The following is a 15,573-nucleotide window of genomic DNA, read 5'->3' on the forward strand; positions in this document are numbered from 1 at the left end:
GGACGGGCCGGGCCGGAGTTTTAACCCATCCATCGTTACTTGCTGCTTGCAGAGCTTGCTCTGCTTCGTGGTCCGTACCTTGTCCCAGCAAAAGCCCTCGCCGTCGCGGACGAGAAACAAGTGATAACAGGCCCCTGGACCTCAACGCGGATTTGTTCAGCGTTTCTCCAGATTAAGGGAATGAACGGCTGGTTTTTCAGAACGGATCAGCTTCCCGCTACCGTCATCCGGTCTATCAACAGGGATCCGCATTGCTTGGAGCCCCGGACAATCACATCGTTGCCCACCCCGCAGATACCGAGCAGCATGTCTTTCAGGTTGCCTGCGATAGTGATTTCCTCGACTGCATGGCGGATTTCTCCGTTCTCTACCCAGAATCCTGCTGCTCCACGGGAGTAATCTCCAGTCACGGAATTCACGCCATGGCCGAGCAGCTCGGTTACCAATAATCCTTTCCCCATTCTTTTGAGCAATTCGGCAAAATCTGCCGGCGTCCCATTATCGAGAACCAGATTATGATTGCCTCCCGCATTTCCAGTACTGTGCAGGCCGAGCTTGCGGGCGGAATAACTGCCGAGGAAATAGCCTTGAACCACGCCATTCCTAACCACCTCCCGCTCCCGGGTGGCGACTCCTTCGTCATCAAACGCCTGGCTGGCCAGACCCTTTTTCAGGTGAGGCAATTCCCGGAGCCGAATATCCGGCGCAAAAACCTGATGGCCAACGCTATCCAGTAGAAACGAGGATTTACGGTAAAGGCTACCGCCGCTCACCGCCGTGACAAAATGCCCGATCAGGCTGGAGGCGAGCGGCGCCTCGAACAGGACCGGCACTTCGCAGGTGTTGATTTTCTTCGCTCCCAGGCGGGCTGCGGCGCGTTGCCCAGCTTTTCTTCCCACACTTTCCGCATGCTCCAGATCCAGCGGATCGCGCGCCACGCTGTACCAGTAATCGCGCTGCATGCCGTCGTTTCGGGAGGCGATCACGGCACAACTGATGCTGTGGCGGGATGAGGCATATCCACCCATGAATCCCAGGCTATTCGCGTATACGAACTGGGATTGGCCAAGCGACACGCTGGCGCCTTCTGAATTGGTGATGTGTTTATCGACGGCAAATGCCGCTGCTTCACAGCTTTTCGCAAGCTGTATCGCCTGCTCCACGGGCAATGCCCAGGGAAAGTACAAATCGAGATCCGGCACTTCCTGCGCCAGCAGGCTGGCATCGGCGAGGCCCGCGCAATCGTCTGCCGCGGTGTGGGAGGCGATGGAAAGCGCTGCCGCCACCGTTTCCTGCACCGCTTTGGGGGAGAAGTCCGAACTGCTTGCATGGCCGCGTTTCTGCCCGATGTAAACAGTTACCGATATCCCCTTGTCACGGTTGTACTCGATCGTTTCCACTTCATTGCGCCGCACGGTCACGTTCTGCCCAAAGCCATCCGATATATCGGTTTCGCAAGCGGTAGCGCCTCCCTTTCTGGCGTGGTCCAGCACATCGTTTGCGATGTTGCGCAGTATGGTTTGGGAATAGGAGAAATGTGGCGTCGATGCGGCTATATCATTCATGGTGATGTGGAGTAATGGCATGGCGCCAGCCGCCGGATATTCTTTCGTATGCGGCTGCCGGCCGGGCTGGTCATCGCTGGTTCAATGATAATTGCGTTATGATAGCAGTTATTGACGTCGCATCGAACAGGTTGCCATGCATGAAAAGCTGCCGGACGATCAGCCCGATCCTCCAATTAGCAAGACGCGGCGAAAAGAAGCCATGCACGCGCTACAGGATATTGGCGAACGGTTGGTCGAGCTCGATCCCGGGCGGCTGGCCGAGCTCTCTTTGCCCGAAGTGCTGGCCGAGGCCATACTCGAAGCCCGCCGGATGAACAAGCATGGCGCGCGCCGCCGGCAGATGCAATTTATCGGCAAACTGATGCGCACCGTGGATGCGGCTCCCATCCAGGAGAAAATGGATTCGTGGGGAAGGATAGGGATCCAGCGCAAGGCGTGGCTCCACCTGATTGAACGGTGGCGAGAACGGCTTTTGGCCGGCGATCAGGCCTTCGCGGAACTGAAGCTCAGTTATCCAGGTCTGCAAGACCTGCAGCACTTGCGCACGCTGGCTCGCAACGCGCGCGAGGAGAAGCTTATGAACAAGCCGCCCAGGAGCTTCCGCGCGTTATTCCACGAACTTCAACAGATCATTCCTGAAGAGAATCCAGGGTATGAAGCAGGCGGCGCGCATGAATGAGGAACGCATGAAAATGGGAAGCCGCATCAAAACTTGACGCCGGTTCCCACCAATTCCGACGAGACAATTTTATAGGCAAATGCCGCCGGGTCGAGACCATCCAGTTTTCTGCCGGCAACCTCGGCCTCCGGATACATGAAAAACGATAGCTCGCCTATTGCGCTGTCACGAGCCAGCACCACATCTCTGGCATGGTTGAATGCCACCCAGTTCATTTCCCAGGCGCCAAAAAGCTTTTCGCGCAACGCCACCACCCGGGGATTGGTGATGGGCAGTTCTTCCTCGAGGGCCAGCTCGCGCACATCAGCGGGATCCACCGGCACCCAGCCCAGCCCGGCAAGATAAAACTCCGCGCGGCAATGCTGAGCGTTTGTGATGTCGTCAGCCTGCCCGAGACTTTTGTGCGATGCGGAGTCATCGATGCGAATTCCATAGTGATCGCGGGCAGGAACTCCGGCTGCGCGGGCCAGTCCTACAAACAGGGCGTTGAGGTCCGCGCATTTTCCCCCGAGATTGCCGGATTCCAGCATGGATTTGATATCCCCGCGTCCACACCCCAGAACCGCCGGATCGCGATACGAGTTATCGACCACCCAATCGTAAACGGCCTGGGCCTTTTGCAGTGGGGTTTTGGCGTTGGCATCCTTGACGATGGACAGGGCTGTTTTGCGGACGATGCCGTCGGTGGGAATATACTTCGTCGGCCGGAGGAAACGTTTTACGTCGGCAGGCAGGGGGGCGGAGGCTTCGCCCGGATAATTCTTCCAGTCCACGAAGCGATCCGTGGTTTTTACCACGCTGCTCACGACGACATGCCGGATGCCCGTTCCACGCCACTCTGCATAAAACATGGGAGAGGCAGTACCCGGAATGTTTTCGAACTTCGCGATATCCGCGTTGCCGCTCCAAACGCTGCCCTGGGAAAACTGATGAGGAGTATCATCGGTGTCTGGCAACGGCAGCCATAGACGGGCTCTTTTTCCCCCTTCCGGAAGATCGACCCGATAAGTGAGGCGGTAGCTGTGCGCTCGCTGTGGAATGGCTGGAGCTGATTGCGCACCGAACACGGATGGCGCGACCGGAAGTAGCACGGCGCTTATGCCGGCGATTTTGATAAAATCCCTGCGTTTCATGATGCTCTCCCGCCTGTACGGCTTGATCGTGAAAATAAAAAATACGAATCTAATCCTCCATTTTATCCAAGTCAACCTCCTTCAATCCTCCTTGTCGATGAAAGCTGATCCTGGTAATTTGCTGCAGGCTATCGAAATCGAAACCGGGCAGCGTCCGCTTTCCACCGTCCTGTGGCTGCATGGCCTCGGCGCCGACGGCAGCGATTTTGTCCCGGTTGTGGACCAGCTCCCGCTGTCTTCGGTCCCTCCTATCCGGTTCATATTCCCGCACGCACCCATGCGCCCCGTGAGCATCAACCGCGGCATGGTCATGCGCGCCTGGTTCGATTATGACGATGTCAGCCATGATGGCCTCGTGCGCGAAGATATCGCAAGCCTGCGCCAGTCGCAGCTTGCCGTCGACGCACTGATCGCTCGTGAAAGGGAGCGCGGCATCAGTGCCGGGCGTATCGTTCTGGCAGGCTTTTCCCAGGGAGGCGCGTTGGCGTTGCAAGCCGGGTTGCGCTATCCCGAGAAACTGGCGGGGATCATGGCCTTGTCGTGCTACCTGCCCGCGGCGCAGACCTTTGCCACCGAAAGGCATCGCGCGAACCTGGCGACACCGATTTTCATGGCGCACGGCAGGACGGACCTGATTATTCCAGCAGCCGTTGCACGTTCGTCTTGCCAAACCCTGATTGAAGCGGGTTACGCAGTGGAGTGGCAGGAGTACGAGATGGCGCATTCCGTTTGCGCACAGGAGATAATGGATATTGGGACCTGGTTGACGCGGGTCCTGGCCTGATGCCGAACCTGCTGCTCTCGATATAGCAGTAAGCAGGTTATAGCGCCTGTCTGCGCACCGTGATTTCCCGAGGAGAGCAAATATGCCTGCGGCGAGCAGGGATGTGGTGCTCGAACCCTGTACATACCACTTTTCCTGCCGTTCGAGCTTTGATTTTCACGTATTCTTTATGCGTATCTGACATATCCTTCACATATACTGGAATACCCTGTTGCCAACAGGGTGTATTCTGCTATATTAACCTCTACATGGGTTATTTTGGCGACCAGAACACAAACTGAGGAAAGTAAAATGCAGATGACCATGCAGGATCAACAATCCAATCAGCAGACAGCCCGCCCCCAGAGTTCAACCCGAGCAAGCCAGAATGGATCGTCGCGGATTGCGCACGTCGACGATGACCCGGATATCCGGGACACAGTCAAGCGCATCCTGACGGCCAACGGGTATGTCGTCGATAGTTACCAGACGATGAGCGATTTCCTTGCGTCTCTCTGGGAAAATGCAACGCCTCCCGATCTTGCGATTTTAGACGTGATGGTGGAAACGATGGATGCGGGGCTCGACGCTTATGTGGAAATCCGCAAGCGTTTTCCCCATCTTCACATGGTATTCATGACGTCGCTCGGGGAGGAAATCCGTCCTTACTTCACAAACCTGTCGGATGAGTGGATATTGATCATCGAAAAGCCGGTCAACCCGGAGAGTTTTTTATCGATCGTCCATAGCCGGTTGGAGCGTCCCGAGTCCTCATAGCGATCCATCATCCGGGAGGGCTTGATCATGGCTATCGCTGAATTTTCCTGGAACCTGGCGAGAAATCGCTTCGCCTTTCCCCGCGCGGGGGTGAAAGGTTCGAAACTGAGCGATGAGGTGCTGATCGGCAACGCCAGGTGGTTCATCATCTTCCGGTGGGTCGTCATCGCCATTCTTCTGGTCTTCCAGATATTTGCGGTCATCGCTTCGGATGCCTTGACCGAGATCGGCATTACCCATCAACAGGGCTGGCCGCTCGCGATAACGATGGTATTATGCATTTCCAATATATTTTATATTTATGCCCTGGATTTCCGTCCGCAAACCGAATTCAACTCCCCCTCGATCAATATCTGGACGCAGATTATCGTTGATCTTCTATGCCTGTCGGTTGTCGTGCATTATATCGGCAGCATAGGTACGCCTGCTCCATTCTTTTACGTGCTGCATATCGCCTTGTCGTGCATCTTTTTCTCGACGATGGAAAGCCTGGTTGTCGCGGGCCTGGTTTGCGTGATGTATGGCATCGTGCTGCTTATCGAAAACCCTCTTCTTTTTCTGGCTCCACAATCGGTGCTCATCGATTCAGATTCAGGCGCGCCCATGGCTACGCATCTGAAGATCAATATTCTTTTGTGGATGCTTACGCTCGATGTGTTGTTTATGGTCGTCTGGTATGTTGTATCAAGGCTTGCCATCGTGGTGCGTACCCACGAGCGGCAGCTTGTGGATGCCTACGAACATATCAGCCGGGCGCAGGTGGAAAAGGACCGCTATGCCGTTCTCATGACACACCAGCTCAAGGCCCCGCTTGACGCCATTCGCAGTAAGATCGGATTGATAAAGGGAGATTATTGCGGGGAGACTTCGCCGGAAATCAAGGAAGTACTGGAAAAAATCGATAATCGCGCATCGGGCATGGCGGGGTTGATTCTCGACGTGCTCAAGCTTGAACGGTTGAAAGCCGCCGCACGGGACCCAAACAATCTCGAACGCGTGAATATCGATGCGGTTATCCGCAAGTGCATCGATAAACTAAAGCCTATCGCGCATTCGCGGCAAATCGCCATTAACGGCTCGGCTGAACATTTTGCGGTGGCCGGCATCCCTTATCAACTTGAAATATTGTTTGAAAATATTATTTCGAATGCCATCATCTATTCCTACGATGGGGCATCGGTAGAAATCGCATCCGCCATCGACTGGCAGGACTCATCCGCCGTCGTAAGCATTGCCGACCATGGGATCGGGATTAGCGATAAAGACTTGCCTCACATTTTCGACGAATACTTTTACGCTCCCCGCGCGGCGCTTCACAACAGAAAGTCAAGCGGCATAGGGCTGTCGATAGTCAAGACGGTTGCGGAAAACAATAAACTGCATATCAAGGTCGACAGCGAGCCCAACAGGGGAACCACATTCCATATCATTTTTTCCGGACTAACAAGCGAACCGAATTCCGGAAAAAGCTATGACAGGCCGGAACGGCGGGTGATACAGCGCCATGGCGCCTGCGAGCCCACGTAGCAGTAGAATCACGCATCGTTTCTATCGCCTCTTCAAGCGCTAATTCCCATCATTTCCCAGCATTCGCGTTAGTGAGGTTCCCCTGGTTTTTCGTCTTCAGCGACCAACCGACCGCTTCACAGATGAACAGGTCGAGCACGATGGCCACATACAGCCAGCCTTCGTTCGTCCATAAATAGGTGATGCCAGATAGGGAAGCTCAGTATTAACGTCTATCAAAAATGACGTGATAGTTTTTATTCATTGAAGTCACAACTGATACGGGATGTGTATTCCCGGCTCGTCCGGAAGGAAATCCCTGGTGTTGCGCGTAACAAAAATGCGTTTATTGACCTGAGCCGTTGCCCAGACAATTGCATCGGGTAATTTGATTTTATTGTTCTTTCGTAACATGACCGCGACGCTGCTTACCTGATCGTCAATCGGCAGATTGATAAAGCTGCTTAGAAAGCGCCGGGTTGCTTCCTCCGTTTCGGGCGATGCTCCCACCATTACCTCCATCCACGTAATAAGACTAATCGCCCTATCTGAATATCTTTCCAATTCGGTTCTGGCTTGTCTAACACCCTTTAAGTAATCTATCAGGATATTAGTATCAAATAGCACGCTTACCATTCCGAGCGCAGTTGCTCTTGGTACGTCACGTTGTCTATTTCGCGTTCCTTCCAAAGGCCGAACGCCTCAACCGTTCCTGAATTTTTCATTTCGATGAAAGCGGCGATTGCCTGACGGATAATTTCAGCACGGGATACCTTCTCAGCCTTGCTGATCCGAGTCAATTCCTTAATTTGCCTATCGGGTATGTCCACCAGTGCACGCATGCTATTCTTCCTATATGTGATATATGCATCATATATCAATATCAGACGGATATCCATTTGATCATTCGCTCGCACCGGGTTTCGAATTTCCCTATTACCCAAGCATAGGCCTTACAGGTGTTGGGATTGCGGGTGTTGCAGTAAAATAGGGCGAGACCGCGCAGGGCGGAGCAGTTTCTTCCAGAGGAAGATGCGGCCCCGTAGCGGGCTGCTGGCGCCCCATGTATACTTTGGCGCGCTCTGGCATCCCCGCCGCTGCCCGATCCCCGCTTTCGCGGGGCCCCTCGGGCCACGCTCTGGGGAGCCATGGCGTTGCGCTCCTTGGCGTCATAGTCCCGGCTACGACCTGCGTCGCGCGCCTTATGATCACCCCGATTTTACCGGCAACGCGCTCAGCGAGGATTTGTTCAGCGCTTCCCTAGATCTCTGTCTCGCCTGAAAATTTTGTTCTCGAAATCTTCAACTCGCCCCGATGGGATTTGCTGGCGAGCCGCTTTTTCCGCGAAGCGGCGGTTGGTTTTGTCGGCTTGCGTTCGCGTGGTATCTCCATTGCGCTGTCAACAAGCTCGTGCAGTCGCCGCATCGCTTCCGCCCGGTTTTTATCCTGGCTGCGAAATCTCTGGATCTTGATGACGACAACACCGTTTTGCGTAATCCGCCGGTCCCGCAACTTCAAAAGCCGATCTTTATAAGCGTCGGGCAGCGAGGAAGTGCCGATGTCGAAGCGCAGATGCACCGCACTGGATACCTTGTTTACATTTTGACCACCCGGTCCCTGCGCCCGGATCGCCGTTATTTCGATCTCGTTTTCCGGGAGGGATAAGCTTGCATCGCGCACGCCGCTTAGTATGTCGTACCCGGAACCGGAGTCGCGGTTGCTGTTTTTGCCGGAACTGACCGTGCTTTCCTTCCGGACTGGCGGCCGGATTGGCGATGTTGGGCCTGCGGTAACGCTCATATCCGGATCACCTCTGCAAATTTCCCCACTGAGGTAAAAATGCGCGGGGCGAATACTCGAAATCCCGTGCCGCATCCGAATGATCAAAACAGAGATCCATATTCATCCTCGATGCCATCTCCGGCGTGATATTTCGTTTACCCGGAAGCAGGGCTATCGCGCGCATCGCACCGCTGAAAAGCGGTGCGGGCACAGGGAGGAAGCGGACGGCTTTGCCAAGCGAATGAAAAATTCTCTCGACCATTTCACGGTAATTCAAGGTTTCGCCTCCGCTCAAGTTATAGGTTTTATCGAAGGTGGCGGGCTCATCGAGCGCCTGGATGCAGGCAAGGGCGAGATCATCGGCATGAACAGGCTGGCGCAAGCCCGAAGCTTGTCCCAGTAAGGGAAAAAAACCATAGCGCTTGATAAAATGGGCGATCAGGTTGACATTCCGGTCCCGGACTCCATCGTAGACCAGTGTTGGACGAAACAGCGTCCACGCAATTTTTTTTTCGATACAGAAACGGACAATGACCGCTTCCGCCTCGGCAAGCCGGGTTGCGAGTTGCCGCTCGCCGATATTCGCCGAACTGGCTTTGCTGAACACGCTGGTTGAACCAAAGCCGATCACTCGCGCAAGCTCAAGCGAGTGCAATAGAGGCGGCAGCAGCCAGAGCGGCGCCAGGTGAATAAGCGCCCACGCATCGATTCCGCCCAGTGCCGGACGCTGGCTGATGTCGGCCTGATGCCAGATCAATGAGCGGTCGCCAGCATCGGAGGAATGTCTGGAGGCGCGGCTGATGGCGTGGACCTCATAGCCCTCCGCAAGCAGCTTGTCCAGCAGAAAATGACCGATCATGCTGGTCGCGCCGGTGACAATAACCTTCCGGGATCCGGCGGGTTCTAGCATGAGCTGACGGGAGCGCCTGCCAGGCAGCCTTTTCCCTGTGGAGGGGAGAACAAGCCGTGGTCCCCGTGGTTCCCACAATCACGTTCGCCATTTTCACCTGCCGGATTATTCATGTTTCAGGCCCATCAGTTTACTCATCTGGCGGCAGCCATGGTAAGTGGCCACGGCGCCGAAACGCAACCATACGCCCACACCCACCAGCCACATTACTGCGGCCGGGTACTTGTTCCTGAAAAACTTGCGATAGAATCGCAGCATCCCCTTGTGCTTGTGCCACTCCACGAAGATCGGCCGGGATCTGCTGCATGTTCCTTTATAGTGAGTTACCGGCGCATCGGGTACGAAAAGAATTCTCCATCCTTTCAGCCGGAAGCGCTCGCACCAGTCCAGGTCTTCGCAGTGAAGAAAGTATTCCTCATCCCAGAGGCCTACGTCATCCACCGCTTCCCTGCTTACCAGCATCAGCGCGCCCGAAATGGCTTCCACTTCAAGCGGTGCCTTGGGCAAGGGTTGTTTGTGCAGGTGAAAGTCGCCGAACAAGCCTGGAGAGAAGGCTGAAAAACGGTGCAGGCCGAATGCCCGGATAAAAGACCGCCACGGGGTCGGCATCGCCCGGCGGCCCCCTGCCTGCTCGGTGCCGTCCTGGTTGATGAGCAGGCCACCGACCATTCCCGTTCCAGGGCTCGTATCCAGCACCTGCATCATGCGGCCCAGCGCGCCCGCACCGAGGATGCAGTCCGGATTAAGGAAAAGGATGCAGCGCTGCGTAACATGGTTTGTTCCGATATTGCATCCCCGGGCAAAGCCGAGGTTACGGCCGGTGCGAATCAGCTTGAGCCGCGGTTCCCCGGCGAAGGCGGCCTCCAGATCCACAAGGCTGGAATCCGAAGATGCGTTATCCACGACAATGACTTGCGCCGCCTGCGCCAGACAGGCGTGGATACACTGGGTCAGCAACTGGCCGGCATTGTGGTTGACGACGACGACAGACGCGCTGGCCAGGCCAGCATCAGATAAGGACAGATCCATCTGTTCCTGGTCAGATGAGGATAATATGAAACTGCCTCCTATAGGGTTTTCCTAACCAGCATTGGTCCGGCAAAGAATCTTCTTTACGCCGGGATACGGGAGGAAGCTGGACGCCAAGAATCGCTTTGAATCGTTTTGGCAGATTATTTTACCTTGTCCGGGAAAGTAACAATGAGACTATCGAACGGCACATCAGGGCGGCGCAAGAGGCGTGGAACTACCAGTCGCACCAGTGGCGTAACAATGAGACTATCGAACGGCACATCAGGGCGGCGGCGGGGGAGGGTTTCCCGGTGGCGGTGGGGGAGGTTGAAATTGAGCATTTCCCGGCTGAGAGGGAGATCGAATGCTCGTATTCTGCGCGCCACTACTCATGGGCGAATCGTACATTATTCGGCCTGATACGGGAACACGGTGGCCATTTGCGTACATGCACTGGATATAGCCCATGTCATAACGCTGCTGGGCGATATACCCCGAGGTGCGCCCCGTGCCCGCGCCAACCAGACTTCCCCCCAGCAAGCCGCCACCCGCGCCAATTGCAGCACCTGCTCCGCCTCCAATCGCCGCTCCCGCCGCCGCGCCCAGCCCGGTTCCTATGGCTGCGCTTGCCACGCCGCTCGCCGCCGAGGCCTGGTTCGGCGTGGAGCCGCCGGCCTGCTCAAACGCAAATTGCCGGCACTGATAATCATCGGCGCGAAATTGCTCGAAGCTTTTGCCGGAGCCAGGCAGGACCATTACGCTGGGGCCTGAAGGCATGCTCGCGCATGAAGCCAGCAGCAATCCGGCAGGTAAAGCAAGCAGGGTTCGTATTCTTGACATGGTATCTATCCTGGTTATTGCGTGGCGATTGGGCTGCGGATTGGAGAACTGATTGTTGCCGGCCATCCGGACAACTTTGCAGGGAAGGATAGTAATCCTCCGCATATTGACAATAGTACCAATAACCGGGCTCAAGCGTGGAAGCGGCCTGTTCCGGGGATCGAGTCTGTTCTTGTTCTTCATCTATTCGGGCATGCGGGAACCTTCTCTCCCATCGATACTGCTCGGACTTTATCGAAGTATCCCGTGTTCCTGGATTGGCGATATATTTGCGGCCGAATGGGGGGATAGCGTTGAGCAGCGGGTTTATATATCAAAGCGAACCATATCGAGTTGCTACAGATAAAGAAGCGTTGCATGGCAGGCTCGCATACTATGAGCCTCAAGGTTTCAAGGTTTCAAGGTCGAGCTGACGCATCCGGGCGAACTGGCGCATCCGCCTTGCCCGCTTCATTCCAGCGCTTCATATACCCGAAAACCTGCCGCAGGTCGGAAACGACGAGAGCGGGTTCTGGAGCTGATCCAGGATCCGCGATGGGGCGGTAAAGGATATTACTTCCGACGCCTGCCGCAAATCCGGCTTCAAGATCCGAAAATTTGTCCCCCACCAGAATGGAATCTTGCAGGTTGACATTGAATTCCCTGGCGGCGAGCAGGATCATCCCCGGCGCGGGTTTGCGCAAATCGGACTGCTTCCTGTATCGTTCAACGACGCCATCGGGATGCGTAGGACAGAAATAGACCTTATCGATGGCCGCCTTCTCTCTATCGAAAATGCCGCACATCCAGTGCGTAAGGGCTGCAAAGTCCTCTTCGGTATAGTAACCACGGCCTATGCCCGCCTGGTTGGTCACGATGATGATCAGGTATCCGAGGGCCTTGGCGTGGCGGCAGAGATCGAAAATGCCGTCGATAAACTCAAAATCGTTCTTTCGATGCACATAAGCGTGGTCTATATTGACCACTCCATCGCGATCCAGAAAGAGCGCCGGGCGGCCGGTCACGATACGATGCCAGCAAGCTGTGTCTGGGCGCGAAGATAGTCATCCGGTATCCCGATATCTATGAAAAAGCCGTTCGTCGAGAACAACGCGAATGGTTGTGTCTGGACCGCAGCGACCAGGAAATCAGCCTCAAGGGAAAAAGCCCGGCCAGGCTCAAACATATCAAGCGCACTCCTGGGCAGCACGTAGCACCCGGCATTGATGAGTCCCGGTCCCGGCATGCCTTTGGCGGTAAAGCCGGCTACGTGTCCGCCTATCATCTCCAGCCGGCCATAACGGCTGGTGTCCGCCACGTTTTTCCCGACAATGGTGGGTAAGCGGTGGGTTTGCCAGAATGCTTCAAGCTCGAGAACTTCGAGATCGATAAAGGTATCTCCGTTAAAGACAAACACATGGTCCGAACTGGCGCGCGCCAGCGCCTGCCTTAACGCCCCTCCCGTACCCAGGGGGCTCGCTTCGATTTCATAAACCAGGTCCATTCCCTCAAAACTGCTGCCAAAATGGGAAACCACTTTTTCCGCCATATGCCCGAGAGAGAGGATGATGCGGGAAAAACCTTTCCGCGCGAGCGAAGCGAGGACGATTTCCAGAAAAGGCCGGCCCGCTATCGCGGCCATAGGCTTTGGGAGATCGGGAACAGCGGCGCGCAGGCGAGTACCAAGCCCGCCCGCCAGGATTGCCGCTTCCATCAGGCGGGGGCCTCGAACATGGCATTTTCAACCAGGCCGCACAGGATGTGGCCCAGCACCAGATGGCCTTCCTGTATCTTGGGCGTATCCGTGCTGGGTACCTGCAACAGGTAATCGCACAACTCCCGCATCGGGCCGCCGCCGCTGCCAGTCATGCCGATACATACCAGGCCCTTGTTCCTGGCTCCTTCGAATGCCCGCAGAATGTTGCGGGATCTGCCGGAAGTGGAATAACCGATGAATATGTCACCTTCATTTCCGTTGGCCTGTATCTGCCGGACAAACAGCATTTCGTACCCGTAGTCGTTGCCAATCGCGGTAATGATCGACGTGTCCGTGGTCAGGGCGATAGCGGGCAATCCCGGGCGGTCAAAGGCGAAGCGGCTGACAAATTCGCCTGCGATATGTTGCGCATCGGCGGCGCTTCCTCCATTTCCTGCCAGCAGAACTTTCCGTCCGCTCCGCATGGCGCTGATGCACGCTTCGGCAGCTTCTCCAAGAGTGGATATGATTGTTTCGTCCGCCAGCATCGCCGACATTATTCGCTGCGCTTCGCCGATCTGGCGGCGGATATATTCTTTTGTCATGCCTTCCATGCCTGCGTCCCGTGCTTTGTGAAATGGCAATTGCTGATCTGTCCCTGAAACCGGTTCAGGGCCCGAATGACATTCATTCTTTTGACGGGCGGCACGAAGAAAATCATGAATCCACCCCCACCCGCTCCAGAAACCTTTCCGGCCAACGCCCCGGCTTTCATTGCCGCGGCGTATATTTCGTCTATATGGGAATTGGAAACCGTCCTCGCCGAGCGTTTCTTGCTTTCCCATCCCTGCAGCATACTGTTCACCATTCCTTCAAAGTCTCCTTTCAGGAGGCACTCCTTCATCACCAAAGCTTCGCGCTTCAGCCCGTGCATCGCATCGATGGCCTCTTTTACGCCGGACTGAACGTTGGCGCTCTGGTCAGCAATGATACGCATCGATTCGCGGGAGACCCCGGTATAAAACAGCACCAGCGAAGCTTCCAGCTCGCAGATGATCCAGTTCTTGATGCGCAGGGAATTGATGACGGCCCGGTCGCCCGCGAAGAACTCCATGTAATTGAATCCGCCGAAGGTCGCGGAATATTGATCCTGCCTGCCGCCCTGCAAGCGGCAATCGAGGCGTTCAATCTTGTAGGCAAGCTGGGCGATGGTGTAGTCATCGAGTGGCAAATTCAGCATTTCCGCGAAGGCGCGAATCATCACCACAACAAGCGTGGACGAGGAACCCAGTCCCGAGCCCGCTGGGGCATCGCAAAAAGTGCTGAGCTCGATGGGGATCGGGTTGCCGTCGTTATAGTGCTCGATGATCGCCTTGTAAACCGCCTTATGCAGGTCAAGTTCGCCGTCGAGCGCCAGCGAGTCCGGCAAATTCATGACTTTCTCGGTTTGCTGGTCGGTGGCCAGGAAGCGCACATAAGGTTCATCCAGAGGCTTGATCACCGCGTAGGCATACCGGTCTATCGTGGCATTCAATACGCAGCCGCCATACAGGTCGCAATAGGGGGCGACATCAGTTCCACCCCCGGCGAGACCCAGGCGCAGGGGCGCCCGCGCCCGTACAACCCCGTAGTTTTTGTTAATTGGATTCAATGGATTCAACTGGCAACGAGATCGAGTTCATCAAAAGCCTTCGACATTGTTTGTGCATTGAAGCTGTTGCGGACGGCCTGTGACGCGGTTGCCGCCCGTTGCAGCCAATAAGCATCATCCGTCAGGAGACGGACGGATGCGGCGGCGAACTCGGAACCGTTATCGGCTATATCGGCGGAATCGCCCAGCCATTCCATCCCTTGTGCGCCGATCCGGGTCATCACCACCGGCAGTCCCTGGGCAAGGGCCGCGACGACCTTGTGCTTGACTCCCGCGCCAAAGCGCAGCGGCACCAGGACCAGGCGGCAGGATTTGTATGCCGCAGCCAGCGCTTCCTCGGAAATCCATCCGCTGGAATCTATGCCGGCCTTCTCGCATCGCCGTTGCAGGTTTTCCCGCAGGCCGGCGCCCACTACGCGCAGCTCGGCCTTTGCGCACCGATTTTTGATGGCGGGAAATATCTCCTGGATCAGCCACTCCACAGCGTCGATATTGGGCGGGTGATTGAAGTTTCCCACAAATAACATCCGGCAATTCTCCGGCGGGCGCTCGCTGGTTTTCGCCAGCCCGTTGAAGAAATAAGGGATCACGCTTCTCGCGTCGGAACGGGGAACCAGGGAGCGTACCGTGTCGGCTTCTTCGGCCGAAGGATAGTATGTGCGGTGAACGTTCCCCCAAATCCACGATTCCATTTTCCTGAATCGCCTGGCGAACCAGAACAGTTCGGGGAGTCTGGTGAGCTCAGCCTCGGATTGCAGGCGGGCGAAATGCAGGTCATGCCCATAATAAAGAACCCGCGGATTTCCGTATTTTTTCAGAACTGGAAGGAAAGCTGCGCATACAGCCGGCCTACTTAAAATCACCACCGGATACCGATCCGCATTAGCCTGCCACCAGGCCCCGAAAGTTGTGAACAGACGATCCGAGGACAGGATTTCCACTCCACGCTGCCCCAGCATATCGCCATAATCCCCGCCAAAGTGCCGGTCCTGGGGCCACAGCGCCACCCTCCACCCCGCGCGAAGGAAGAGCTCCATGAACTGGTCAATGGTTATCGCGCCGGCATTGGTATCAACGCGGGGAATGCTTTGTTCGATGAAAAGAATTTTTTTATTGATGTCTTTACTTTCGAAGCGATCTTTCCCTGCGGTGGCGGGATGGAAGGAATCACGCCTTCGCCGCCTGTGCCCCCCTGTTTCCATCAGATTCAAGAAACATCCTTTAAGCGCGATCAGCTTCCACGCCAGTCGAGGACAGGTAAAAACGAACAGCTTGAAA

Annotated in this window: 17 protein-coding genes; 4 read left to right on the forward strand and 13 right to left on the reverse strand. The window is 55.8% G+C overall.

Translation table 11 applies throughout. From position 1 onward, the window contains the following. Window positions 1–206: 206 nt before the first annotated feature. On the reverse strand, window positions 207–1,565 hold the full coding sequence (gene pmbA, locus ACZ5CE_RS02390; RefSeq protein WP_464577390.1) for a metalloprotease PmbA: 1,359 nt from the start codon (window positions 1,563–1,565) through the stop codon (window positions 207–209). 136 nt (window positions 1,566–1,701) lie between these two features. On the opposite strand from pmbA, the gene yjgA reads away from it, so the two are divergent. Beyond that, window positions 1,702–2,247, forward strand: a complete 546-nt coding sequence (yjgA, locus tag ACZ5CE_RS02395) for a ribosome biogenesis factor YjgA (RefSeq protein ID WP_464576161.1) — start codon at window positions 1,702–1,704, stop codon at window positions 2,245–2,247. 26 nt (window positions 2,248–2,273) lie between these two features. Here the strand turns inward: yjgA and ACZ5CE_RS02400 are convergent, their stop codons facing one another. Beyond that, on the reverse strand, window positions 2,274–3,380 hold the full coding sequence (locus ACZ5CE_RS02400) for a transglutaminase-like domain-containing protein (protein ID WP_464576162.1): 1,107 nt from the start codon (window positions 3,378–3,380) through the stop codon (window positions 2,274–2,276). A 97-nt stretch (window positions 3,381–3,477) separates the two neighbouring features. Here ACZ5CE_RS02400 and ACZ5CE_RS02405 point away from each other — a divergent pair, with 97 nt between their 5' ends. The 3 genes from ACZ5CE_RS02405 to ACZ5CE_RS02415 all read left to right on the forward strand — a co-directional run bounded on the left by ACZ5CE_RS02405 (window position 3,478) and on the right by ACZ5CE_RS02415 (window position 6,447). After that, the gene (locus tag ACZ5CE_RS02405) at window positions 3,478–4,164 is read left to right on the forward strand and encodes an alpha/beta hydrolase (protein WP_464576163.1); all 687 of its coding nucleotides are present in this window, start codon (window positions 3,478–3,480) and stop codon (window positions 4,162–4,164) included. 291 nt (window positions 4,165–4,455) lie between these two features. After that, the gene (locus ACZ5CE_RS02410) at window positions 4,456–4,920 is read left to right on the forward strand and encodes a response regulator transcription factor (RefSeq protein WP_464576164.1); all 465 of its coding nucleotides are present in this window, start codon (window positions 4,456–4,458) and stop codon (window positions 4,918–4,920) included. 27 nt (window positions 4,921–4,947) lie between these two features. Continuing rightward, window positions 4,948–6,447, forward strand: coding sequence for a sensor histidine kinase (locus ACZ5CE_RS02415; protein ID WP_464576165.1), 1,500 nt, complete (start codon window positions 4,948–4,950; stop codon window positions 6,445–6,447). A gap of 249 nt (window positions 6,448–6,696) precedes the next feature. Here the strand turns inward: ACZ5CE_RS02415 and ACZ5CE_RS02420 are convergent, their stop codons facing one another. The 11 genes from ACZ5CE_RS02420 to ACZ5CE_RS02470 form a co-directional block, all read right to left on the reverse strand. After that, window positions 6,697–7,062: a PIN domain-containing protein gene (locus ACZ5CE_RS02420; protein ID WP_464576166.1), complete on the reverse strand. Its 366-nt coding sequence runs from the start codon at window positions 7,060–7,062 to the stop codon at window positions 6,697–6,699. Then, a complete protein-coding gene (locus tag ACZ5CE_RS02425) occupies window positions 7,056–7,268 on the reverse strand; it encodes a ribbon-helix-helix protein, CopG family (protein WP_464576167.1) in 213 nt (70 codons plus the stop codon). Before ACZ5CE_RS02425 ends, ACZ5CE_RS02420 begins: the two co-directional genes overlap by 7 nt. 418 nt (window positions 7,269–7,686) lie before the next feature. Beyond that, window positions 7,687–8,226: an alternative ribosome rescue aminoacyl-tRNA hydrolase ArfB gene (gene arfB / locus ACZ5CE_RS02430; protein ID WP_464576168.1), complete on the reverse strand. Its 540-nt coding sequence runs from the start codon at window positions 8,224–8,226 to the stop codon at window positions 7,687–7,689. Between the two features lie 7 nt (window positions 8,227–8,233). Further along, the gene (locus ACZ5CE_RS02435; RefSeq protein WP_464576169.1) at window positions 8,234–9,118 is read right to left on the reverse strand and encodes an NAD-dependent epimerase/dehydratase family protein; all 885 of its coding nucleotides are present in this window, start codon (window positions 9,116–9,118) and stop codon (window positions 8,234–8,236) included. A 105-nt stretch (window positions 9,119–9,223) separates the two neighbouring features. Next, window positions 9,224–10,147, reverse strand: coding sequence for a glycosyltransferase family 2 protein (locus ACZ5CE_RS02440; RefSeq protein ID WP_464576170.1), 924 nt, complete (start codon window positions 10,145–10,147; stop codon window positions 9,224–9,226). A gap of 264 nt (window positions 10,148–10,411) precedes the next feature. Next, the gene (locus ACZ5CE_RS02445; RefSeq protein WP_464576171.1) at window positions 10,412–10,969 is read right to left on the reverse strand and encodes a hypothetical protein; all 558 of its coding nucleotides are present in this window, start codon (window positions 10,967–10,969) and stop codon (window positions 10,412–10,414) included. A 398-nt stretch (window positions 10,970–11,367) separates the two neighbouring features. Beyond that, the gene (locus ACZ5CE_RS02450) at window positions 11,368–11,973 is read right to left on the reverse strand and encodes a D-glycero-alpha-D-manno-heptose-1,7-bisphosphate 7-phosphatase (protein ID WP_464576172.1); all 606 of its coding nucleotides are present in this window, start codon (window positions 11,971–11,973) and stop codon (window positions 11,368–11,370) included. Further along, window positions 11,970–12,662 (reverse strand): nucleotidyltransferase family protein, encoded by a 693-nt coding sequence (locus tag ACZ5CE_RS02455; RefSeq protein WP_464576173.1) that lies wholly within the window; start codon window positions 12,660–12,662, stop codon window positions 11,970–11,972. The genes ACZ5CE_RS02450 and ACZ5CE_RS02455 overlap by 4 nt, the downstream gene beginning before the upstream one ends. Next, window positions 12,662–13,249 carry a D-sedoheptulose 7-phosphate isomerase gene (locus tag ACZ5CE_RS02460; protein WP_464576174.1) on the reverse strand — a complete coding sequence of 196 codons (588 nt, stop codon included), beginning with the start codon at window positions 13,247–13,249 and terminating at the stop codon, window positions 12,662–12,664. Before ACZ5CE_RS02460 ends, ACZ5CE_RS02455 begins: the two co-directional genes overlap by 1 nt. Continuing rightward, on the reverse strand, window positions 13,246–14,295 hold the full coding sequence (locus ACZ5CE_RS02465; protein WP_464576175.1) for a GHMP family kinase ATP-binding protein: 1,050 nt from the start codon (window positions 14,293–14,295) through the stop codon (window positions 13,246–13,248). The genes ACZ5CE_RS02460 and ACZ5CE_RS02465 overlap by 4 nt, the downstream gene beginning before the upstream one ends. A gap of 5 nt (window positions 14,296–14,300) precedes the next feature. Further along, window positions 14,301–15,497: a glycosyltransferase family 4 protein gene (locus tag ACZ5CE_RS02470; protein WP_464577392.1), complete on the reverse strand. Its 1,197-nt coding sequence runs from the start codon at window positions 15,495–15,497 to the stop codon at window positions 14,301–14,303. Window positions 15,498–15,573 lie beyond the last annotated feature (76 nt).

It is taken from the genome of Nitrosospira sp. TNL200, assembly GCF_055386305.1.